Origin of the sequence: Grimontia marina (assembly GCF_900060185.1) — a bacterium.
Classification (GTDB): domain Bacteria; phylum Pseudomonadota; class Gammaproteobacteria; order Enterobacterales; family Vibrionaceae; genus Enterovibrio; species Enterovibrio marinus.
Genome location: NZ_FIZY01000005.1, coordinates 87,908 through 109,267 on the forward strand (window position 1 = coordinate 87,908; position 21,360 = coordinate 109,267).

Genomic DNA, 21,360 nt, shown 5'->3' on the forward strand with positions numbered 1-21,360 from the left:
TCCTAGGACCCTAGGACCTGCTCTTCCTTACCTAAACCGCCGCCATATGCTCAACCATCAACTGCACCGTACGGTTGCCACGGAACTCGTTCACATCGAGGCGATATGCGACCTCGACCATTTGCACAGAGGGATCCGGCCAGCGTCGCAAGTCAATGTTGAAGGCGATGGCGTCCACCATTTGTCCGCCCATGACTGGTTCCAACATCATTTTCAGGTGTTTCCCGCCCACCAGCTTTTGATGCAGCAGCTTGAACTTGCCATCAAACAGTGGCTCAGGAAAGCCTTGCCCCCAAGGACCACCAGAACGCAGCGTTTCAGCCACATCCAAATTGATCTCATTGGAAAGGAGTTCACCGTCTGAAAGCAGTACACCTTTCAACTCTTCTTCGCTGATGGTGTTTTTTACGGCTTCGTCGAACAGTTTCGAGAAACGTTCAAAGTCCGCTTCGGCGATGGTCAGACCCGCTGCCATGGCGTGACCGCCAAACTTTTTAATCAGGCCCGGGTTTTGCGTATCAATCACATCCAGGGTGTCACGCATATGCAGCCCCTGAATCGAACGTGCTGAGCCTTTGATAGTGCCTTCACCACCATCAGCGAAGGCAATCACAGGGCGGTGGAATTTGTCTTTAATGCGTGATGCGAGGATACCAATCACACCCTGATGCCATTCGCGCTGGAACAGTGCAAGGCCGCAAGGCAGACTGCTGCCTTCACCAAATTGAAGACGCTCACAAATCGCCATCGCTTCTTCTTTCATGCCCTGCTCGATTTCCTTACGGCTTTGGTTCAGGGCATCCAGCTCACTTGCCATCTGGCGCGCGGCTTGAAGGTTTTGACACAGTAAAAGCTCAATACCAAATGACATATCATCCAAGCGGCCTGCAGCATTAATGCGTGGCCCCAAGGCAAAGCCGAAATCACTCGCCACCAGCGTCGTCATATTGCGGTTCGCTACTTCAATCAAAGCCTGAATACCCGGACGACATTTCCCCGCGCGGATTCGCATCAAACCCTGATGCACCAAAATGCGGTTGTTGGTGTCCAGCGATACCACATCGGCCACTGTACCCAATGCGACCAAGTCCAACAGTTCCGCCAAGTTCGGTTCAGCGATACCACGCTGGGCAAACCAGCCGTTATCACGAAGATGAGCACGCAGTGCCAACATCAGATAAAACGCCACACCAACACCTGCGAGCGATTTGGACGGAAAGCCACACTCGTTGAGGTTCGGGTTCACCATGGCATCAGCATCCGGCAGCACTTCGCCCGGTAAGTGGTGGTCGGTCACGACGACTTGAATATCGCGGGCTTTGGCTGCTGCAACCCCTTCAATCGAAGACACACCGTTATCCACGGTCATGATAAGCTCCGCGCCTTTGGCTGCAGCTTGCTCTACCACGTCTGGGCTCAAGCCATAACCATCGTCAAAACGGTTCGGCACTAGGTAATCAACGTTGGTGCAGCCCATCATGCGAAATGCCGTCACAGAAAGGGCTGAGCTTGTTGCGCCATCGGCATCAAAGTCGCCCACCACGATAATGCGTCGCCCTTCTGCCATTGCAGCTGCCAGCAATTCTACGGCGCGTTCAATGCCATGTAGTTCGTTGTAATTCAGCAGCCCGCGAGCACTGCGCTCCAGTTCACCTTCAGAGGTGATGCCACGGTTGGCGTAAATACGCTGGAGCAATGGCGGAATTGAAGCAGGAAAAGCAGCATCCTGTGCCGCATGACGACGTTTAATTTCAATCATGGAGAGAACCTGTGAGTCATCGCTTATACCGATGAGCATTAAGAATGCGGATTGAGCCTCCATTTTAGCGGGTGGTTTTCAAAGCGGAAGACTTTGGAACTGAATGCTGTGAAGACAGAAAGAAAAAAGCGCCATCAAGTCAGCGCTTTTTGAGAAGAAATATTTAACCTTTGAATTTCTGTTCAAGATTCTGCAGCAAACCCTTTGCAGGGAGATAACCGCCCAAAACCGTGCCATCTTCAAGCATAATGGCAGGTGTACCCGTCACACCCATTGCGTTGCCCAATGCCATATGGCGACGGACAAGATCCGTGCACTGTTTACTTTCTTCATTGAAGTTGCGCGCTTTTGCCAGGTTCATTGCGTCCACTTTGTCATCTGCACACCAAATGGCACTCATTTGGCCGATGTTTGGGGAGCGTTCACCCGAGCGAGGGAATGCCAGATAGCGAACGGTAATTCCCAGATCATTGTATTCCTTCATTTCACTGTGGAGCTTCATGCAGTAACCACAAGTGGTATCTGTAAATACGTTAACCACGTATTTCTCGTCTTTCGCCGGATAGACGATCAGTTCTTTCTCAACATCCGCTTCTTCAAACAGCTTTTTATTACGCTTCGCCTGAGTGATTTCAGTCAGGTTGATAGATTCCGTTGGCGTTGTATGGAAAAGCTGGCCATAGATAAAGTAAGAACCGTCTTTGTTGGCATAAACCACGCCGCCATTGGTCACCACTTCATAGAGACCCTCAACTGGTGCTTTTTCAATAGTTTCAACGTTCAGACGGTATTTCGCCAATACATCAGCAATTGCCGCTTTGTCTGCACCTTCCGCAGCCTGTGTGCCGAATGACAACATGGCAGAGGCAATCAAAGCACGCGCCATCAGTTGTTTTAAATTCATAGTGTTCAGATCCTGAAAATGGGTTTGCGGGCAAACTGTCACTCACTCAGACCGGACAGAAACGAAAAAAATCCCAAGTGAGGTAAAAAAACACCCGTTCGGCTGCATTATGCCCGAGGATGGTGCTCCTGATGCAACTGTTTTAGTCGCTCAGTCGCGACGTGAGTATAAATTTGCGTGGTCGACAGGTCACTGTGTCCCAACAACATTTGCACCACACGTAAATCTGCACCGTGGTTCAGCAAGTGCGTTGCAAAAGCATGGCGCAAAACGTGTGGCGAAAGCATGTCACCATCAATGCCTGCAAGCGCCGCATAAAACTTGATACGGTGCCAGAAAGTCTGACGGGTCATCATGCGGGCGCGGCGGCTAGGGAAAAACACATCCGAACTTTGCTCACCGAGCAATGCCGGGCGGCTGTGCGCCATATATCGCTCCAGCCAGTCGATTGCTGCCTCTCCCATTGGCACCAGACGCTCTTTTCCACCTTTACCAATTACCCGAACCACGCCCTGACGCAGGCTGACGTTTTCAGTGGTCAGGCTAATAAGTTCAGTCACGCGAAGACCTGTGGCGTACAGCAGCTCCATCATGGCTTTATCGCGAAGCTCGAGAGTGTCTTCCACATCGGGCGCATCAAGTAACGCTTCTACCTGCTCTTCCGACAAATCTTTTGGCAGACGCTTAGGCAATTTGGGGCTGATCAATGTGGCCGTTGGATCGTCTTCACGCTGCTTTTCGCGGTAAAGGTATTGGAAAAGACGACGCATTGCAGAGAGCATACGGGCACGGCTGCTTTGCTTGTAATCCTGATCGAATAACCAATGCTGGTAGTCCTGCAGTTTGGACGATGACACTTTCACCAGAGCCACGCTGTCATTATCCAGCCACTGGCAAAGTTTGGTCAGATCGTTTCGATATGAGGCCAGAGTATTCTCAGATAACCCCCGCTCCATCCACATTGCATCCAAAAACTGCTCTACCAATGCCGCGTTTTGTTCCACGATTCACTCACTTAAGTTCGATTGTTGCTTCTCTCAAACTACCTCACCCCCGCATGAATGCAAGGTTTACCCTGATTAAGCAAAACGATTGCAGCAAAATGCGCCAAATCCTCGTGGTTTACAGGGTGGAGATACAACGCCACGAGGAGTAGAATCCCCCCGACGCAACAGCAGGAAAAGCACATGAAAATAGGTTTGTTTTACGGCTCCACCACCTGTTACACCGAAATGGCGGCAGAGAAAATCCGCGATATCCTGGGTGACGACTTGGTGGATATTCACAACATCAAAGAAACGCCGGTTGACCAAATGAATCAATACGATTTGCTGTTGCTGGGCATTTCCACCTGGGACTTCGGTGAGTTGCAGGAAGACTGGGAAGCGGTGTGGTCACAACTTAATGGCCTGAACCTGCAAGGTAAAGTTGCCGCCCTTTTCGGTCTTGGCGACCAGGAAGGCTATGCCGAATGGTATCTTGATGCCATGGGCATGCTGCATGATGAGCTGTTGCCAACCGGCCTGAAATTTATCGGCTACTGGCCAAATGAAGGTTATACCTTTGAAGCCTCAAAAGCGCTGACCGAAGACGGTAAACAGTTTGTCGGCTTGGCATTGGATGAAGATAGCCAATACGAACTGAGTGATGAGCGCATCGCGACCTGGTGTGAGCAGGTGTTGGTTGAGTTTCAGGAAACGCTATAGTCCCTGGACTTGCAAGCCACCTTTCAGACATAAAAAAACCACCGCATCCGGTGGTTTTTTGTATTCCAATGACTTTGCTTTACGCGTGTGATGTTTCGTCTTTACGCTTACCCGCAAAGCTTACTGCAACCAGCGCAATTGCCGTTGGCAGCAGCCATGCCATGCCATAGTTAAACAGTGGCAGCACTTTCAGTGCAGAGACATCAACGCCCGCGACTTTCGCTGCATCCAACAGTGCAAACACCAAAGACACACCCAGTACCACGCGGTATGCCAGTTGTGGGTTAGGCATAAAGCGGCGCAGGAACGTCAGAGCAATCAGCGCAATCGCAACCGGGTAAAGTGCAAACAGGACAGGAACAGAAATCGCGATCAACTGGTTCAGGCCCACGTTCGCTACCACTGCACAAGCAATAGACAGGATAACGACCCATTGGCGGTAAGTGATTTTTGTCAGGGTGCTGAAGTAGTCAGAACACGCTGAAACCAGACCGATAACCGTCGTCAGACACGCCAGTACAATGATGGTCGACAGGATGATTTGACCAGCAGGGCCAAATAGCGCCAACACGTAAGCTGACAGAATCGCACCACCGTTTGCCGCGCCTGGTGCCACACCCGTCGCTGTCGCGCCCAGATAGAACAGAGAAACGTAAACAAATGCCAGACCCGCGGCCGCAATCACACCTGCATAAATCAGGTACTGACAGGTTTTCGCCTGATCCGTCACGCCTTTCTTGCGGATTACATCAACAATCAACATACCGAACATCAGTGCGGCGAAGGTATCCATGGTGTTGTAACCTTCAAGGAAACCTGTCGTGAACGCCTGATCCACATACGCACCCTGCGCTGCCACGATATCGCCTTGTGGGTTCACCACAACCGCAATCGCCAGTACTGCCAGTGCCGCAAACAGGGCAGGCGTCAGCAGCTTACCAATAGTGTCGATAAGCTTGCCTTGAGACAGGGAGAAGAACATTGCGATGGCAAAGAACACCACCGAGAAAAGCGACAATTCGAATTGGCCCGGTGCATTCAGGAAAGGCTTAAAGCCCATCTCATACGCCACCAAACCTGCACGTGGCGCTGCAAAAGCAGGACCGATAATGATGAAAATCAGCACCGCCATCAGTGTTGCCACTGACGCTGGCAGATCGCGGGTCAGGCCTTTCCACCCGCCACCCGCCACGGCAACCGCGACGATACCAATAAGAGGAAGGCCTACAGCAGTGGTCAAAAAGCCCAGCATTGCAGAAAAGGTGTGTTCACCTGCCAAAAAGCCCGCCAGAGGAGGAAAGATGATATTTCCGGCCCCGAGGAAAAATGCAAAGGTCATAAACCCTAGCGCGAGTATATCGCTAACCTTTAAACTCTCTTTCACTTCGTACTACCTATGTGTGTTTGCTTAATAATTGTGTAATCAACCGGTTAGCCTTTTGGTTATTTTTACTGTGCAATACCGATTACGCAGAATAATGACGAAGTTTTACCACACAGACAATAGAACATTAAAAAATAGATTATAAATCCATTTTTAAATCATTAACTGGCATTTATAACCAACCATTAATCTTTAGGCGATAGAAGTTGAAGATCTTGATTGCAATAGCCCATAACATAGCAGCAACATAATTATCTATTTTTTAAGCAATTGTCGACAATGGCAACGAGTAGAGTTCAAGAGGGTACCGTGTGTAAAGGCTTCAGATTCAAGCAATTTACTGTCGAAGATAAGGGCTGTGGCATGCCAGTCAGCACGGATGGCGTGCTGCTTGGCGCCTGGGTTGAAGCGGGAGAGTCTGATGAAGTGCTCGACATTGGCACGGGCTCTGGCTTACTGGCACTGATGATGGCGCAGCGATTTCCCGCAGTAAAAATCACCGCGCTGGATATCGATGAGCACGCCGCCAACACAGCACTATTCAATTCAGAACAATCTGCTTGGGCAGATCGGATAACTGTGCTGCATCAGGATATTGACGAGTGGGAAAACCCGTTGCAGTTCAATACTATTATCTGCAATCCCCCTTACTTTAACTCTGGCGAGCAAGCGGGCGATTCTCGGCGAGCCACTGCGCGCCACACCGACACCCTTTCTCACGACACCTTATTAAAAGTGATAAAGACTCGACTTTTACCCAACGGACAGGCGCATTTGATCTTACCTTCAGTGGAGGCTGATGCCTTGCTGGCGAAAGCCAAAGAGTATGGACTTTATTGCCAACGGCTGTTGAACGTACAACCAACCGCCAACAAACCGGTGAGTCGAAAGTTGATGTCGCTATCGAATCAGGAAGAACATGGTTTAGATGCCAAAACCTTGGTGATCCAGGCGGCGGGAAGCTATACAAACGACTTTATTTCGCTCACAAGAGATTTTTACCTCAAGATGTGATGATCGTACTTGAATTAGTCTCTATAATTCGCCCCCTAACTTTGAGTGGAGAAACAACGCGTGCGAACTTTTGCTGAACTAGAACTGGATCCTCAACTGCTACAAGCGCTGGATGACATGAGCTTCGAGCGACCAACAGCGATCCAGGCTGGCGTGATCCCTCATGGTATGGATGGCCGTGATATTCTGGCGTCTGCGCCAACGGGAACAGGAAAAACTGCTGCTTTTGTATTGCCATTGCTGCAACACCTTATCGACTTCCCTCGTCAGAAGCCGGGTCCTGCACGCGCCCTGATCCTGACTCCAACCCGTGAACTGGCCATTCAGGTTGCTGATCAAGCCCGCGCGTTGGCGAAATATACCGATTTAAAGATCATCACCATCACAGGTGGTATCTCTTACCAAGAACATGCTGAGATTCTGGGTAAGACCCAAGACATTGTGGTTGCAACTCCTGGCCGTCTGATGGAATACATCGAAGCAGAACGCTTTGACTGCCGTGCGATTGAAAGCCTGGTTTTGGACGAAGCAGACCGCATGCTCGACATGGGCTTTGGTCCTGCCGTTGATAAACTCTCTACCGAATGTCGCTGGCGTAAACAAAGTATGCTGTTCTCCGCGACGCTGGAAGGTAAAGGCATTGAAGGCTTCAAAAACACCCTGCTGACCGATCCGGTAGAAGTAGAAGCTGAACCGCCACGTCGCGAGCGCAAAAAGATCACCCAGTGGTACTACCGCTGTGACGACATGGCGCATAAAAACGCCCTATTGAAATCTATCCTGACTGAACAGGCTGAGCGCGCGATCATCTTTGTGAAAACCCGTGAGCGTCTGGCTGCACTGCGTGAATTCCTGACCAAAGAGAAAGTGAATTGTGCATGGCTGCAAGGTGAAATGGCTCAGGCAAAGCGTACATACGCTATCGAGCGCTTCACTACAGGTGAGATTAATGTACTGTTGGCGACTGATGTTGCAGCACGTGGTATCGACGTGCCGGATATCGATCACGTCATCAACTTTGACCTGCCACGCAAAGCCGACGTGTACCTGCACCGTATCGGCCGTACCGCCCGTGCGGGTAAGAAAGGTAACGCTATTTCTCTGGTGGAAGCACACGACCAACCAATGATGGATCGTATCTGCCGCTACATGAAAGAAGACGTGAAAGAACGCTATGTTGATGGCATGAAGCCAAAACATAAGAAGCCGGAATTTAAGAAGAAAAAGAAAAAGCTTTCTAACAAAGAAGTAAAAGGAAAAGCCAAGAAAGCGGCGAAAAAAGCAACGAAAAAATCCGCATAATCAAGCTTTTACTAGATTTTCAATTTAATTAGCGTTAAAAGAGGAGGCGAAAAGCCTCCTTTTTTATTTGTTTGCGATCGGTCGCAGATAAAAATTCTAGTTTGCTAATGGAATGCAGACTAAAGATCGGGCTCACAATCCGTCACATTGACAACACAAAATATTAACAATTTGTGTCATTTTCGGATTATCCTGCCGTTGGATAAAAAATCATCTATCCAATATTTTTTATTAGAGGGATCTTTTAATGCAATCTGTTGTTGATTTTTTAAACAGCATTATCTGGAGTCCAGTGCTTATTTACACCTGTTTGGGTGCTGGCCTGTTCTACTCCATCGTAACGCGCTTTGTTCAGGTTCGTCAGTTCAAAGAAATGACTCGCCTGCTGTTCTCTGGCAAAAGTTCTGAGAAAGGTATTTCATCTTTCCAGGCACTGGCCGTTTCACTTTCTGGCCGTGTTGGTACCGGTAATATCGCAGGTGTCGCCGCCGCGATCGGTTTCGGTGGTCCAGGTGCCGTTTTCTGGATGTGGGTTGTTGCCTTCCTTGGCGCTGCAACGGCTTACACTGAATCTACCCTTGCACAAATCTACAAAGAAGAAGACAAGGGCGAATTCCGTGGTGGTCCGGCTTACTACATTGAGAAAGCGATGGGTCAGAAGTGGTACGCATGGATTTTTGCCATCGCGACTATTTTTGCATGTGGTGTTCTGCTGCCGGGCGTACAATCAAACAGTATCGGTAACGCCGTTGAAGCCGCATTCGGCTCTGGTGAAATGATTGAAACCGCGATTGGCACCTACAGCCTGGCGAAAATCATCACCGGCACCCTCATCTCCATTTTGCTTGGTTTCATCATTTTTGGTGGCGTGAAGCGAATCGCGAGCTTTACTCAGGTCGTCGTGCCTTTCATGGCTTTGGCTTACATCATCATCGCATTCGTTATCATTGCGCTGAACATTACTGAAATCCCAGGTATCGTTGCGATGATCATTGGCGACGCATTCACACCTATGGCAGGTGTTGGTGCGGCTATCGGCTGGGGTGTTAAGCGTGGTGTTTACTCAAACGAAGCGGGTCAGGGTACAGGCCCACACGCTGCGGCAGCCGCGAACGTTCAGCACCCTGCGCAACAAGGTCTGGTTCAATCCTTCTCTATCTACATTGATACCCTGCTGGTATGTTCTGCCACCGCGTTTATGATCCTTATCACTGGCGCATACAACGTTCACGGTGCTGGCGAAGCCTTCATCATCCAAAACGTTGCAGCAGACATTGCTGCGAATGGTCCTGTCTTCACCCAGATGGCAATTGAAAGCACTATGCCGGGTTGGGGCAAACCGTTCATTGCGATTGCACTGTTCTTCTTTGCGTTCACCACGATTCTGGCTTACTACTACATCGCAGAAACCAATGTGGCCTACCTGCGCCGTACCATCAAACTGCCAGGCATGATGTTTGTGCTGAAAGTGATTCTGATGGCAGCGGTATTCTACGGTACCGTGAAAACCGCCAACCTAGCGTGGGCGATGGGTGACGTGGGTGTGGGCCTGATGGCTTGGCTGAATATTGTAGGCCTAGTGATCATCTTCTTCCTGAGCAAACCTGCCCTTAAAGCGCTACACGATTACGAGCGCCAGCAGAAAGAAGGCGTGGAAGAATACACCTTCGATCCTGTGAAGCTTGGTATCAAGAACGCTGACTACTGGGAGCGTCGCCTGGCACGTCGTACCCAAGACAGCGAAGCTTCGGATGAAGTCTCCGGTAAGCCGGTCAATCCGACTGCTTAATCGAGATTATTGAGATACAAAAAAGGTTAGCCTCGGCTAACCTTTTCTTTTTTCTGATTTTAAATGGCGATTACTGCTCTTCGCGCTTAAACACCAGTTCCTTGTCGCTCGACTCTTCAGCACAGAACCAGTATCCCGCCGTATCAAACTGCTTCAACGCGTCAACCGAATCAATGCGGTTGTCGATGATGTAACGCGCCATCATGCCGCGTGCTTTCTTGGCGAAGAAGCTGATGACTTTATACTGGCCGTTTTTCTGGTCTTTGAACACTGGCGTGATGATCTGCCCGTCCAATTGCTTCGGTTTGACTGATTTGAAGTACTCGTTCGATGCGAGGTTCACCAGTACCTTGTCGCCCTGTGCGGCCAGTGCCTGATTTAGCTCATCCGTGATGATGTCACCCCAGAACTGATAAAGGTTAGTGCCGCGTGGGTTCGCCAGTTTAGTGCCCATTTCCAAGCGGTAAGGCTGCATCAAATCCAGGGGACGCAACAGACCGTATAGACCTGACAACATACGCAAGTGATTCTGCGCCCAATCAAAGTCCTCTTCACTGAAAGTTTCTGCTTCAAGGCCGGTGTACACGTCGCCTTTGAATGCCAAAACCGCAGGGCGGGCATTGTCGGTCGTGAACTCCGGCGACCACTCAGCAAAGCGTGCCGCGTTCAAACCTGCAATCTTGTCACTCACCTTCATCAGGCTCGAGATATCCGCCGGTGTCAGTTTACGGCACACATCAATCAAAGCTTCAGAGTGCTCGGTTAGCGTCGGTTGCGTATAACGCTCCGTCGCAAGCGGTGATTGGTAATCCAAGGTTTTTGCCGGAGAAACCACAATCAACATAGTGTCATTCCTTTCAATCTCTTATTAGCGCAAAGAGTAACACTGACCATCAAAAAAGCCACGCGATCAAGCGTGGCTTTTTCCGATAACTGCCATAGATGAAACCGAATGAATCACCGCGTAGGCGAGCGATTTTCCGATTCTGTGACTTGCGGTTTACCCCAAACGCCTGGCTCAATCTGGTTGAGCATGTCAGGGTGATTGCGGCTGTTGAACGAAGGCACTTTGCCCTGTTTCACCTGCTGGTTGTAGTCCTTCGCCAGTGTCACCACGGTGCCTGATAGCAGCAGGATTGCAATCATATTGACGATCGCCATCAAGCCCATTGAGGTATCCGCCATGATCCACACCACTGGCAGTTCCGCCATCGCACCAAACATCACCATGCCAAGCACCACGCAACGGAACAGGTTCAAACCGGCCTTGTGGTTATGCTCGAGGAATATCAGGTTAGTTTCCGCGTATGAGTAGTTGGCAATGATCGAGGTAAACGCGAAGAAGAAAATTGCGACCGCTACAAAAATGCCCCCCCAGTCACCCACTTCGTTAGAAAGCGCACGCTGGGTCAGTTCAATGCCGGTGATTTCACTGCCCGGCATGTATTCGCCGGACATCAGGATAATGGCCACGGTGGCAGAACAGATAACGATGGTGTCCACAAACACGCCCAGCATCTGCACATACCCCTGAGACGCAGGGTGTGGCGGGTACGGCGTTGCACTGGCTGCCGCATTCGGTGCCGAGCCCATGCCCGCCTCGTTGGAAAACAGGCCACGCTTAATGCCTTGCACCATGCCCTGTGCCACTGTGTAACCCAACGCGCCCGAAGCGGCCTCTTCCAGACCGAAAGCACTGCGGAAAATCAGTGACAGTACATCAGGCACTTTTTCCAGATTGGTAAGCATGATGTACATGGCAAGCGCCAGATAAAGCAGCGCCATCACCGGCACAATTAACTCAGCCGTGCGGGCAATTTTTCGAATGCCACCAAAAATAACAAAGGCGGCAAGTACCACCAGCACAGCTCCAACATGGAGGGGATCAAAGCCAAAAGCGACGTAAGCTGCCTGAGTAATGGAATTCGCCTGTACCGAGTTGAACACTAAGCCAAAGGCGATAATAAGCAGCACGGAGAAGACCACACCCATCCAGCGCATGCCTAGGCCTTTTTCCATGTAATACGCTGGACCACCACGGAAATTGCCATCGTCATCACGGGTTTTGTAAAGCTGCGCCAGCGTGCTCTCGGCAAAAGCCGTTGCCATTCCCAGCACGGCTATCAACCACATCCAGAAAATCGCACCTGGGCCACCAAGAGTTAACGCAACAGCAATGCCCGCCATATTGCCCGTACCCACGCGCGCTGCAAGACTGGTACACAATGCCTGAAACGAGGAGATTCCCTCTTTGTCTGATTTACGGCTGTTTTTCATCACCTTGAACATGTGCCCAAAGTGACGAATTTGAATAAACCCAAGACGCAGCGTAAAGAAAATGCCGCCACCGATCAGAAGATAGATGAGCACCGATCCCCAGATCAGGTCGTTTAAAAAGTTGATGAGACTTACCACGCCTACCTCTCTGTACGCATAAACTGATTCGCAGTGTCGTTGTTCTCCGATGCGGAGAAAATGCGATTTGATGCGACTGACGCAAGCCTAGCGTCTGCCGATAATGATGCGGGTCTCGTCGGCAAGAAAGCGTCACAAGAACCCCAAAATGTGTCGGTTTTGCGGCAGATCCCGCAAATTGCCGCGAGATGATGCTATCAGCCACGATAAAAATCAATATGAATTAAATTTCATATTTGATGAGCAAAAAATACCCACACATCAAGACCAAGCGTTTGCGTTACTGCTTTTCCATAACAGGAATAGAACATCGCGTTCACCTTGCCTGGCACCCTTTATGCATTTTATTCAATGTGTGACCAAATTCGATATTTCCCCGGTCTTTTGCTGTGACAGGGGCTTGGGGGACACCTCCCCAGATAAATTTGATGTTGTAGCTGTGAGACAACTTAAGGCACTGCAACTGCACACATTTTGCCCAGCGACGGAATAAAGGTGATTGCGTTCTCATAAAAACTTCACTGAGGTGCAACAAATGAGAAACACTTCAATTTTATTTTGTCGGAGGTTTGATACTTAATTAGCGACCGCAACGGTAAAACGAGGTGAATTTATGGATAGCTTTGCCTTTGATGATGTATTCGATCAAGAGCGACCACAACGCGGTGGACGAACCAAACAAGCAAAACGTAAGTGGAGAGAAATTGAGGCGTTAAAAGACAGACAGCGCCTGCGCAAAGAGCTGCAAGATATCGATATGCTCGGTGATTTCAACGACAGCGATTTCGATTTTTAAGTAGCGTACTCACTGGTTTAAATCGTCAATTTACTGACAACATAACATTGGAATTTTAAAGAAAAGGCACCCGACAAGGGGTGCCTTTTTTGTCTGTAACTATGGGCCTTTGAGAGCAGCAGAAAGCTCTTTGAACCTGTCTGCCACCTGCTCACCAAACAGCGGATCAATATCCTCTTCCTCCCATTGTGTCTGCAGGTACTCCCAATCTTCAGTCGTCAGGGTTTGCTCCAAAACAGGCAGGATGGTTTTCTCTTCCAAGTCCAGATGTTCTTTCTGACAGCCTACAAATCGGTTGAGTTTATCGGCAAAGAGGTCGAGCGGAATGACAGCGTCCATCAATATCATGTCGACAGTATCCGCAAACTCAGCGGTTAAACCTGCCAGTGCTTCGTGCTCATCATCCAATCTTGCCACCCCCTCTGAATCAGGGTAATGCTGTAAGTAATAGTGGTAGATAAGATCTTCTTTTGGATGGTGATACTTTTCAGCGTACTCTTGCAGGTAGCTAACCGTGTCCTTAATCAAGCTGTAGTTAACGGGCCTTTCCTGCTGAATGGCCGTCAGCTTTTTCGACAACAATTTAAGCAGTCGGCTGATGTTCCGGTGATCTCTATGAATGCTGGCTACTAACATAGCTCCTCCCTTTCTTCATTCACACCACGAGATCAGTCTATCGAACCGGACTGTTCACAAATTGCGCAAGGTCATTTTTTGTTCAGTTTCACCTTTACAGTACATACAAACAAAAAGCCCGCGATGAAAATCACGGGCTTTCTAAAATCAATGAAACGAATCTATCCGTCGAGTTCTGGCTGCCAGTTAATCGGCGCTTTACCAGACTGGGTAAGCAGTGTGTTTGTGGTAGAAAAATGTTTGCAGCCCAAAAATCCACGATGCGCGGAAAGTGGAGATGGGTGTGGCGCTTCCAACACATGGTGACGGTTACGATCAATCACACGGCCTTTCTTGCGGGCGTGGGAGCCCCAAAGCAGGAACACGACACCTTCACAATGTTGGTTTACGGCTTCTATCACGCGATCAGTAAAGGTTTCCCAACCTAAATGGGCATGAGAGTGTGCGTTACCCTGCTCGACCGTCAGAACGGTATTAAGGAGCAACACGCCCTGATCCGCCCAGCTTTTGAGGTATCCATGCTGTGGAATGGTGAAACCTGGAATATCCTGAGCCAGCTCTTTATACATGTTCACCAGCGAGGGTGGCGTTTTGATACCGGGCAGGACTGAAAAACAAAGACCATGCGCCTGATTAGGACCGTGGTATGGGTCCTGCCCCAGGATCACCACTTTCACATCTTCCAGCTCTGTAAAGCGGAAGGCATTAAATACGTCTTCCTTAGGCGGGTAAATCACTGTGCCTATCTCACGGGCTTCCGCCACATAAGCCATAGTGTGTTTGAAATAGTCCTGTTCCTTTTCCTGGCCAATCACATCGTGCCAAGTCATCGCCTGTGTCATGCTTTCCCCAATCCTCTCTATTCTTCAGCGTCCGCTATTCTACGCAGAAACACGCTCAGATGCTGTGACTTCAAACTGACGCAACAAACGGATTTCATCCGCCCACACTTCCGGTTTAATGGTCTCCAGAATCAATGGAATGCCATTGAAACGATTGTCTTGCATGATGACCTCAAAACACGGTAAACCAATCTCGCCCTCCCCCAGCGCCTGATGACGATCAACCCGGCTACCAAAAGGCGTTTTAGAATCGTTGAGGTGCATACCACGCAGATACTGAAAACCGACTGTGTTATCAAACTCCGTAAAAGTCGCTTCTGCCGCACTGTGAGTGCGAAGATCATACCCTGCCGCAAAGGCGTGGCAGGTATCAATACAGACACCCACACGGGATTTATCTTCCACTTGCGAGATAATCGCCGCCAGTTGCTCAAACGACCATCCAAGATTGGTCCCCTGACCCGCTGTGTTTTCAATCACGGCAACGACCTCTGGTACGGCTTGATGTGCCTGATTGATAGATTCAGCAATCAGGGAAAGGCAGGCTTCCTCGCTGATTTTCTTCAAATGGCTGCCCGGATGGAAATTCAGTAAAGGAAGCCCGAGTGTCTGGCAACGTTCCATTTCATCAATGAAGGCAGCGCGGGATTTCTCCAGCTTTTCTTCTTCAGGTGCACCCAAATTGATGAGGTAAGAATCATGTGGCAACACTGCCTCAGGAACAAAGCCATGCTTTTGGCAATTTGCTTTGAATGCCGAGACATTTTTCGCTTCCAGTGGCTTTGCCTGCCACTGTCTTTGGTTCTTGGTAAACAGTGCAAACGCATTGGCACCAATTGCCGCGGCGTTAACCGGGGCATTTTCTACCCCACCGGAAGCGGATACATGTGCTCCGATAAACTTCATCTTCTCTCTCCAGGTCGAAACCGTAACCGACAACATTTTAAGTTACTCATACCGTAAAAGTCCGTTTTGATTTGCATATCGCTCTAGCACCACCAGACTGTGCCATCACATGGACTTGGGGCGATATCCGCATGTATCCCAATGCAATTCACACGCCATAAATGTAGTAATTAAATTACATTTGTAATTTTTAACAGAATATCGTCTTGTTAAAAATTTGTTTTAAACCATATATTTGATCTTTTATTGATTCAAAACAAAAAATCCAAGGCGTAAATTTCGCATATTTTGATTGTATTTTGACTAAAATCAAAATACCCTTACAAAAAGTAAGGTATACAAGTACCCAGCTCATCAATTGATGGAAAATTAAAACCACCAAGCCTATCAAAAGGGGAAGGATTATGATCACTGGTATTCAAATCACTAAAGCGGCAAACGACGACCTGCTGAACTCTATCTGGCTGCTGGACAGCGAAACCAACGAAGCACGTTGCGTTGCAGCAAAAGCGGGTTTCGAAGCGGATCAGGTTATCCCTGCAGCAGATCTGGGCGAGTACGAAAGCCGTGAAATCGCTATCGAAGTACCTGCAAAAATCGAAGGTGGTCAGCACCTGAATGTTAACGTTCTGAAGCGTGAAACACTGGAAGACGCTGCTAAGCACCCAGAAAAATACCCACAGCTGACTATCCGCGTATCTGGCTACGCTGTGCGTTTCAACTCTCTGACTGTTGAACAGCAGCGCGACGTTATCGCACGTACTTTCACTAACACTCTGTAATATTCACAGCGTTAGCAGAAGTATAAAAAAACCGGCCAATTGGCCGGTTTTTTGTTTTCTGTCGCGTGAAATTAGCCAGCGACCTTCATCAGGTATTCACGCAGCTGAGCGAAATCCGCATCCTGCTCAATAGACAGCAGTTCCATCGCCGCGTGTTTTGCCAGAGGGCCTGGCAGCGGAATATCCTGACCCAGGATCTCGTCTACAGACTCTTTGAATTTCGCCGGGTGTGCGGTACACAGGAACAAGCCGTATTCGCCATCCTGCAGTTGCTCGTCCAGCACACGGTAAGCAATGGCACCGTGTGGCTCACACAGGTAACCGCCATCAAACATCGCTTTCAGCGTTTCTGCCGTTTGCTCGTCAGTGACTGCACCTGCGCCCAGCTCGTTCAAACCCCAGCCTTGACGCTGACAAAGCTCTTCAATGCGCGGCCAGTTGTTTGGCTGGCTCACATCCATCGCATTTGAGAGCGTTGGAATGGTTGGCTCTGGCGTCCACTCACCGGTTTGCAGGTAACGTGGCACGGTATCATTCACGTTGGTTGCTGCGATGAAACGTTTGATTGGCAGGCCAATCGCTTTCGCCAACAGACCCGCAGTCAGGTTACCGAAGTTACCACTTGGCACTGCAACCACCAGGTTTTCGCGTTGTGCTTTGGTCAGCTGCGACGCAGCTTCAAAGTAGTAACAGATTTGCGCCATCAGTCGGCTGATGTTGATCGAGTTTGCTGAATTCAGGCCAATCGCTGCGCGAAGCTCTGCATCATCAAAGGCATTTTTCACCATCGCCTGACAGTCATCGAAAGTACCGTTGATGGCCACAGTGTGGATGTTGCCACCCAGAGTACAGAAGAGTTTTTCCTGCAGTGGGCTGATCTTGCCTTTCGGATACAGGATAACCACATTGATGTTTTCCATGCCGTAGAACGCATGGGCAACAGCGGCACCGGTATCACCAGAAGTAGCAGTCAGAATGGTTACTTTGCCGCTATCAGACACTGCTGCCAGCGATTGCGCCATAAAACGGCCACCAAAGTCTTTAAACGCCAGTGTCGGGCCGTGGAACAGCTCAAGTGCGCTGATTTGGTCAGTCACTTTCTCGACAGGCGCCGGGAATTGGAAGGCATTTTCCACCATGCTGCGCACGGTTTCTGGCGACAGTTCGTCACCGATGAATGCAGAGAGAATGTCGCTGCTGCGGCTGACAAAATCTTTGTCCAGCAGCGCATCAACGTCTTCAAATTTTGGCAGTTCGCTTGGGAAGAACAGACCCTGATTACGGCCAAGACCCTGTTTTACCGCTTGACCGAACGAAACCTGCTCGTCGTTTTCTTTGATGTTGTAAAGCTTCATAGTTCACTTCCTGTCACTGTCGATCCTTTCAAATCCAATCGACAGATGTGGACAAATCCTTCTTCGTTCTGAACGTAATTTTCCTCTAGCCACTTCGCTACGCGCTCTGCCACGGCTTTGTCATCCGTGATGCTAAACAGCGTCGGGCCTGAACCTGAGATACCGGTCGCCAGTGCGCCTGCATCCTCTGCGTAATGTCTTGCTTCGGCGAAGCCCGGCAGCAATTTCTCGCGGTAAGGTTCAGCGACCACGTCTTTGATCATGCTCGCAGCAAGCTGTGGCTGGCCAGAATAACAGCCATGGATGAAGCCTGCCAGATGGCGACCGTGATTAATCACATCCTGACGACGATATTGTGCTGGCAAAATCGCGCGAGCCTCAGCCGTCGGTACTTTGATACCCGGGTACGCCATTACCCAGTACCACTCGTCAAAACAAGGCACTTCCTGGCTGATGATTCCCATTTGTTCAACCATCAACTGCAGGCCACCAAGATAACATGGCGCCACATTGTCATAGTGGAGGCTGCCGGAAATCGCCGCTTCCATCTCGCCCATCAACGCCAGCAAAGTGGTTTCGTCCAACGCTTCATCATGGTACTTGTTCAGGGCATCAAGTGCGGCAACGATAGAACAGGCACTGGAACCCAAGCCTGAACCGATAGGCATGTTCTTTTCGAGCGTCATGGTGACGTGACGAACAGGCTGTCCCAGCTTTTCCATTTCACGGGAGAAGACCACGAAGCTCTGATAAACGATGTTTTCTTCCTGATCTTTCGGCAACTTATCAACAAAGCTACCAACGCAGTTCAGGGTAAAGGGTACATCGCCGCCATCTTCCACTTTCACGCGATCGCCAAGCAAAGTGCCATCGATGGGCGACACAGCGGCGCCCAATACATCAAAGCCTACACTGACGTTACCGATTGAAGCCGGTGCGTAAACAACAACGCTCATCTTATACCCCCAGTTTCCAGCCAAGTGTACGCATCAAGTCTGCAAACACACCTGCCGCTGTGACGGCAGTACCTGCACCGTAGCCTCGCAGTACCAATGGGATTGGCTGGTAGTAACGGCTGTAGAAAGCCAGCGCGTTCTCACCTTCCTTGATTTTGAACATAGGGTCGTCAGCATCCACCGCCTGGATTTTCACTGAGCACTTGCCGTTCTCGATGCTACCCACATAACGCAGCACTTTACCTTCGGCACGCGCATCGCTCGCCAACTTCTCGAAGTAAGCGTCAGCTTCCGGCAGTTTTGCCATAAAGGCTTCTACATCGCCTGAGGCATCAAAGCCCGGTGGCAATGCTGGTTCAACTTCAACATCTTCCAGCTCAAGGTGCATACCCGCTTCACGGGCAAGGATGAGAAGCTTACGTGCCACATCCATACCAGAGAGGTCATCACGTGGATCCGGTTCAGTGAAGCCGCTCTCACGCGCTGCTGTCGTTGCTTCACAGAAGCTCTGACCTTCATCGAGCTTACCGAAGATGTGAGACAGAGAACCAGACAGAATACCGGTGAATTTTTCGAGCTCATCACCTGCTGCGATCAAGTTCTGGAGGTTTTCAATAACTGGCAGACCAGCGCCCACCGTGGTGTCGTACATGAACTTACGACGGGTCGCACGTGCAGACTTGCGCAGCTGCTGGTAGTACGCCATGCCTGCTGTGTTGGCTTTCTTGTTTGGTGTGATGACGTGGAAGCCTGCAGACAGGAAATCTGCGTATTGATCGGCAATCGCCTGATCTGAAGTGCAGTCGATAAACACAGGGTTGATGATGTGGTTTTGCTGAACCAGACGTACCATGCGAGGCAGGCTGAAAGGCTCATCGGCTTTCGCCAGCTCATCGCGCCAGCTGCTCAAATCAATTCCTTTGCTGTTCAGCACCATGCCACGTCTGTTTGCCATACCACACACGCGGATAACAATGCCCTGATCAGCCAATTTCGCTTGCTGGCGTTTCACCTGCTCAATCAGTTCACCGCCTACACCACCCACACCCACAATGAAGACATCCAGGTAGTGGTTAGAGTTAAAGAGGTTTTCGTGACACGCTTTGACCGCTTCAGACACGCTATCATCTGGGATAACCGCAGAGATTGAACGCTCAGACGAACCCTGCGCAATCGCGACAATGTTCACGTTCACTTCTGCCAGTGACGTAAAGAACTGAGATGCCACGCCTTTCGAGGTGCGCATTGCGTCACCCACCAGCGACACAATCGCCACGTTGTCGACAAACTCAACCGGCTCAAGCAGACCGTCTTTCAGTTCCAGCTCAAACGTTTCCTGAAGAGCACGTTGTGCCATTGGCTTGTCTTCAGCTTCAATACAGAAGCTGATGCTGTATTCAGAAGAAGATTGGGTGATCAGGACAACGGAAACACCTGCGGCTGACATGGCACCAAATACACGGGCAGCCATGCCGACCATGCCTTTCATGCCGGGACCTGACACATTCACCATGCTCAGTTTGCTCAGGGTAGTGATCCCTTTCACTGCCAGGTTGTCTTCACCGCTGTCATTGCCGATCAACGTACCTGCACCCTGTGGGTTGGCGGTGTTTTTGATCAGACAAGGAATATGGAAACGTGCGATTGGAAGAATGGTTTTCGGGTGGAGCACTTTTGCGCCGAAGTAAGAAAGCTCCATCGCTTCCTGATAGCTCAGAGATTTAAGCAGTGTCGCGTCTGGCACCAAACGCGGGTCACAGCTGTAAACGCCGTCCACATCCGTCCAAATCTCACAGCATTCCGCGCGAACACACGCCGCCAACACAGCTGCAGAGTAATCAGAACCATTACGGCCAAGGGTAACCAGCTCACCTTTTTCGTTAGACGCGGTAAAGCCTGGCATCAAACCGATATGTCCGGCTGGAATTGGCTCTTTTTTGAAGCGCTCAGAAGACACTTCAATATCAACAATACCTTCTACATAGTCGCCTTTGGACAGCAGGTATTTAACTGGATCGATAACGAAAGTGTTGTAGCCACGGGCTTCAAGCAACGCAGACATGGTTGCAATAGAAAGGCGCTCACCTTTACTGATGATGCGGGAGTATATGTTGTCAGGACAGAGCCCCAACAGTGCAATACCATGGATGTATTGCTTTAACTGGTTCACAGAGCGCTCTAGCTTGTCATAGAGCGAAGCTTTATCGATGCTTGGCTCCATTTCTTCCAGTCCGTCAAACAAAGCAGAAAAGATCTTCCTGATCTCAGCCACCTGGATCTCGGCTTCGCCATGTTTGACTGTGTTATCAATCACATCAACCAATAGGTTCGTGATCTTAGCAGGGGCGGACAGTACCGCCGATACCTCACTTTGGCAGGTATTGCTGGTGATGATCTCTGCTGCGCGGCTGAATCTCTCAGCATTTGCCAGCGAAGTACCACCAAACTTTAATACTCGCATCCTTTCCTCCAATTCCTTCCAGAACTCGCAAATTTAATAATAAAGGGGTTAAAAAAAAGCCCGTACCTTGTTGGCTACGGGCTTCTTTTTAAAATTCTGTGCATGTCAGCCCGCACCCGCACCAATGGTGTTGGTAATAATGGTAATAATGGTTGTAGTGCCGACTGTATTAAGCATGGCTTTTTAACCTTCCGTGCTGCGTTTTTATAACCTTTACCGAACAAGGGTATCAAGGTCAACAAAAATTTAAGTTATCTCTCAAAAAAACGCTTCATTTCGCAAGTATTTCTAACGAATTTAAAAGATGAGAAACCGCACCATTTACCAGCATCTTCCTTGCTAAGAATGATTAA

The 21,360-nt window shown here is 49.7% G+C and carries 18 protein-coding genes and 1 other annotated feature; of the genes, 6 read left to right on the forward strand and 12 right to left on the reverse strand.

The features are described from left to right. Nucleotides 1–31: 31 nt before the first annotated feature. From recJ to xerD, 3 genes are all read right to left on the reverse strand, one after another. A complete protein-coding gene (gene recJ / locus GMA8713_RS04255) occupies nt 32–1,759 on the reverse strand; it encodes a single-stranded-DNA-specific exonuclease RecJ (RefSeq protein WP_002540385.1) in 1,728 nt (575 codons plus the stop codon). Nucleotides 1,760–1,922: 163 nt separating this feature from the next. After that, the gene (gene dsbC, locus GMA8713_RS04260) at nt 1,923–2,663 is read right to left on the reverse strand and encodes a bifunctional protein-disulfide isomerase/oxidoreductase DsbC (RefSeq protein ID WP_062706055.1); all 741 of its coding nucleotides are present in this window, start codon (nt 2,661–2,663) and stop codon (nt 1,923–1,925) included. A gap of 107 nt (nt 2,664–2,770) precedes the next feature. After that, entirely contained in the window at nt 2,771–3,667 is an 897-nt protein-coding gene (xerD, locus tag GMA8713_RS04265; protein WP_062706058.1) for a site-specific tyrosine recombinase XerD, read from the reverse strand. Nucleotides 3,668–3,850: 183 nt separating this feature from the next. On the opposite strand from xerD, the gene fldB reads away from it, so the two are divergent. Next, nucleotides 3,851–4,369 carry a flavodoxin FldB gene (fldB, locus tag GMA8713_RS04270; protein WP_062706061.1) on the forward strand — a complete coding sequence of 173 codons (519 nt, stop codon included), beginning with the start codon at nt 3,851–3,853 and terminating at the stop codon, nt 4,367–4,369. A 79-nt stretch (nt 4,370–4,448) separates the two neighbouring features. Here fldB and brnQ read toward each other — a convergent pair whose 3' ends face one another. Continuing rightward, entirely contained in the window at nt 4,449–5,753 is a 1,305-nt protein-coding gene (brnQ, locus tag GMA8713_RS04275) for a branched-chain amino acid transport system II carrier protein (protein ID WP_082804422.1), read from the reverse strand. A 279-nt stretch (nt 5,754–6,032) separates the two neighbouring features. Between brnQ and GMA8713_RS04280 the strand changes: the two genes are divergently transcribed. The 3 genes from GMA8713_RS04280 to GMA8713_RS04290 all read left to right on the forward strand — a co-directional run bounded on the left by GMA8713_RS04280 (nt 6,033) and on the right by GMA8713_RS04290 (nt 9,858). After that, nucleotides 6,033–6,767, forward strand: coding sequence for a tRNA1(Val) (adenine(37)-N6)-methyltransferase (locus tag GMA8713_RS04280; RefSeq protein WP_198159447.1), 735 nt, complete (start codon nt 6,033–6,035; stop codon nt 6,765–6,767). 60 nt (nt 6,768–6,827) lie between these two features. Continuing rightward, a complete protein-coding gene (srmB, locus tag GMA8713_RS04285; RefSeq protein WP_062706067.1) occupies nt 6,828–8,069 on the forward strand; it encodes an ATP-dependent RNA helicase SrmB in 1,242 nt (413 codons plus the stop codon). A 247-nt stretch (nt 8,070–8,316) separates the two neighbouring features. Next, a complete protein-coding gene (locus tag GMA8713_RS04290) occupies nt 8,317–9,858 on the forward strand; it encodes an alanine/glycine:cation symporter family protein (protein WP_046303903.1) in 1,542 nt (513 codons plus the stop codon). Between the two features lie 70 nt (nt 9,859–9,928). On the opposite strand, the gene yaaA is transcribed toward GMA8713_RS04290, so the two are convergent. Together yaaA and GMA8713_RS04300 are read right to left on the reverse strand one after the other, a co-directional pair. Next, nucleotides 9,929–10,702 (reverse strand): peroxide stress protein YaaA, encoded by a 774-nt coding sequence (gene yaaA, locus GMA8713_RS04295; RefSeq protein WP_046303904.1) that lies wholly within the window; start codon nt 10,700–10,702, stop codon nt 9,929–9,931. 113 nt (nt 10,703–10,815) lie between these two features. Next, on the reverse strand, nt 10,816–12,273 hold the full coding sequence (locus tag GMA8713_RS04300; protein ID WP_062706070.1) for an alanine/glycine:cation symporter family protein: 1,458 nt from the start codon (nt 12,271–12,273) through the stop codon (nt 10,816–10,818). A gap of 613 nt (nt 12,274–12,886) precedes the next feature. Here GMA8713_RS04300 and GMA8713_RS04305 point away from each other — a divergent pair. After that, nucleotides 12,887–13,069 (forward strand): DUF3545 family protein, encoded by a 183-nt coding sequence (locus GMA8713_RS04305; protein WP_002540400.1) that lies wholly within the window; start codon nt 12,887–12,889, stop codon nt 13,067–13,069. Between the two features lie 99 nt (nt 13,070–13,168). Here GMA8713_RS04305 and GMA8713_RS04310 read toward each other — a convergent pair whose 3' ends face one another. The 3 genes from GMA8713_RS04310 to nfo all read right to left on the reverse strand — a co-directional run bounded on the left by GMA8713_RS04310 (nt 13,169) and on the right by nfo (nt 15,453). Then, nucleotides 13,169–13,705: a hemerythrin domain-containing protein gene (locus GMA8713_RS04310; protein WP_062706074.1), complete on the reverse strand. Its 537-nt coding sequence runs from the start codon at nt 13,703–13,705 to the stop codon at nt 13,169–13,171. A gap of 161 nt (nt 13,706–13,866) precedes the next feature. Beyond that, entirely contained in the window at nt 13,867–14,547 is a 681-nt protein-coding gene (gene ung / locus GMA8713_RS04315; protein WP_062706077.1) for a uracil-DNA glycosylase, read from the reverse strand. A gap of 39 nt (nt 14,548–14,586) precedes the next feature. Further along, nucleotides 14,587–15,453 carry a deoxyribonuclease IV gene (gene nfo, locus GMA8713_RS04320; protein WP_062706081.1) on the reverse strand — a complete coding sequence of 289 codons (867 nt, stop codon included), beginning with the start codon at nt 15,451–15,453 and terminating at the stop codon, nt 14,587–14,589. 404 nt (nt 15,454–15,857) lie between these two features. Here nfo and grcA point away from each other — a divergent pair, with 404 nt between their 5' ends. Continuing rightward, entirely contained in the window at nt 15,858–16,235 is a 378-nt protein-coding gene (gene grcA, locus GMA8713_RS04325; protein ID WP_002540405.1) for an autonomous glycyl radical cofactor GrcA, read from the forward strand. Between the two features lie 71 nt (nt 16,236–16,306). Here the strand turns inward: grcA and thrC are convergent, their stop codons facing one another. From thrC to thrA, 3 genes are read right to left on the reverse strand one after another with little or no spacing between them, the layout of a single operon-like run. Further along, nucleotides 16,307–17,590 carry a threonine synthase gene (gene thrC / locus GMA8713_RS04330; protein WP_062706084.1) on the reverse strand — a complete coding sequence of 428 codons (1,284 nt, stop codon included), beginning with the start codon at nt 17,588–17,590 and terminating at the stop codon, nt 16,307–16,309. Next, complete coding sequence (thrB, locus tag GMA8713_RS04335) at nt 17,587–18,546, reverse strand: homoserine kinase (protein ID WP_062706087.1); 960 nt, start codon at nt 18,544–18,546, stop codon at nt 17,587–17,589. The genes thrC and thrB overlap by 4 nt, the downstream gene beginning before the upstream one ends. Before the next feature lies 1 nt (nt 18,547). Continuing rightward, a complete protein-coding gene (gene thrA / locus GMA8713_RS04340; RefSeq protein WP_062706090.1) occupies nt 18,548–21,007 on the reverse strand; it encodes a bifunctional aspartate kinase/homoserine dehydrogenase I in 2,460 nt (819 codons plus the stop codon). Between the two features lie 49 nt (nt 21,008–21,056). Next, nucleotides 21,057–21,174 (reverse strand) — a sequence feature (Thr leader region). Nucleotides 21,175–21,360 lie beyond the last annotated feature (186 nt).

Coding starts and splice junctions, on each gene's coding strand:
- grcA (WP_002540405.1), top strand. CDS start 15,858: ATGATCACTGGTATTCAAATCACTAAAGCGGCAAACGACGACCTGCTG.
- nfo (WP_062706081.1), bottom strand. CDS start 15,453: ATGAAGTTTATCGGAGCACATGTATCCGCTTCCGGTGGGGTAGAAAAT.
- ung (WP_062706077.1), bottom strand. CDS start 14,547: ATGACACAGGCGATGACTTGGCACGATGTGATTGGCCAGGAAAAGGAA.
- thrC (WP_062706084.1), bottom strand. CDS start 17,590: ATGAAGCTTTACAACATCAAAGAAAACGACGAGCAGGTTTCGTTCGGT.
- GMA8713_RS04305 (WP_002540400.1), top strand. CDS start 12,887: ATGGATAGCTTTGCCTTTGATGATGTATTCGATCAAGAGCGACCACAA.
- recJ (WP_002540385.1), bottom strand. CDS start 1,759: ATGATTGAAATTAAACGTCGTCATGCGGCACAGGATGCTGCTTTTCCT.
- GMA8713_RS04290 (WP_046303903.1), top strand. CDS start 8,317: ATGCAATCTGTTGTTGATTTTTTAAACAGCATTATCTGGAGTCCAGTG.
- dsbC (WP_062706055.1), bottom strand. CDS start 2,663: ATGAATTTAAAACAACTGATGGCGCGTGCTTTGATTGCCTCTGCCATG.
- yaaA (WP_046303904.1), bottom strand. CDS start 10,702: ATGTTGATTGTGGTTTCTCCGGCAAAAACCTTGGATTACCAATCACCG.
- GMA8713_RS04310 (WP_062706074.1), bottom strand. CDS start 13,705: ATGTTAGTAGCCAGCATTCATAGAGATCACCGGAACATCAGCCGACTG.
- thrA (WP_062706090.1), bottom strand. CDS start 21,007: ATGCGAGTATTAAAGTTTGGTGGTACTTCGCTGGCAAATGCTGAGAGA.
- thrB (WP_062706087.1), bottom strand. CDS start 18,546: ATGAGCGTTGTTGTTTACGCACCGGCTTCAATCGGTAACGTCAGTGTA.
- fldB (WP_062706061.1), top strand. CDS start 3,851: ATGAAAATAGGTTTGTTTTACGGCTCCACCACCTGTTACACCGAAATG.
- GMA8713_RS04280 (WP_198159447.1), top strand. CDS start 6,033: ATGGCAACGAGTAGAGTTCAAGAGGGTACCGTGTGTAAAGGCTTCAGA.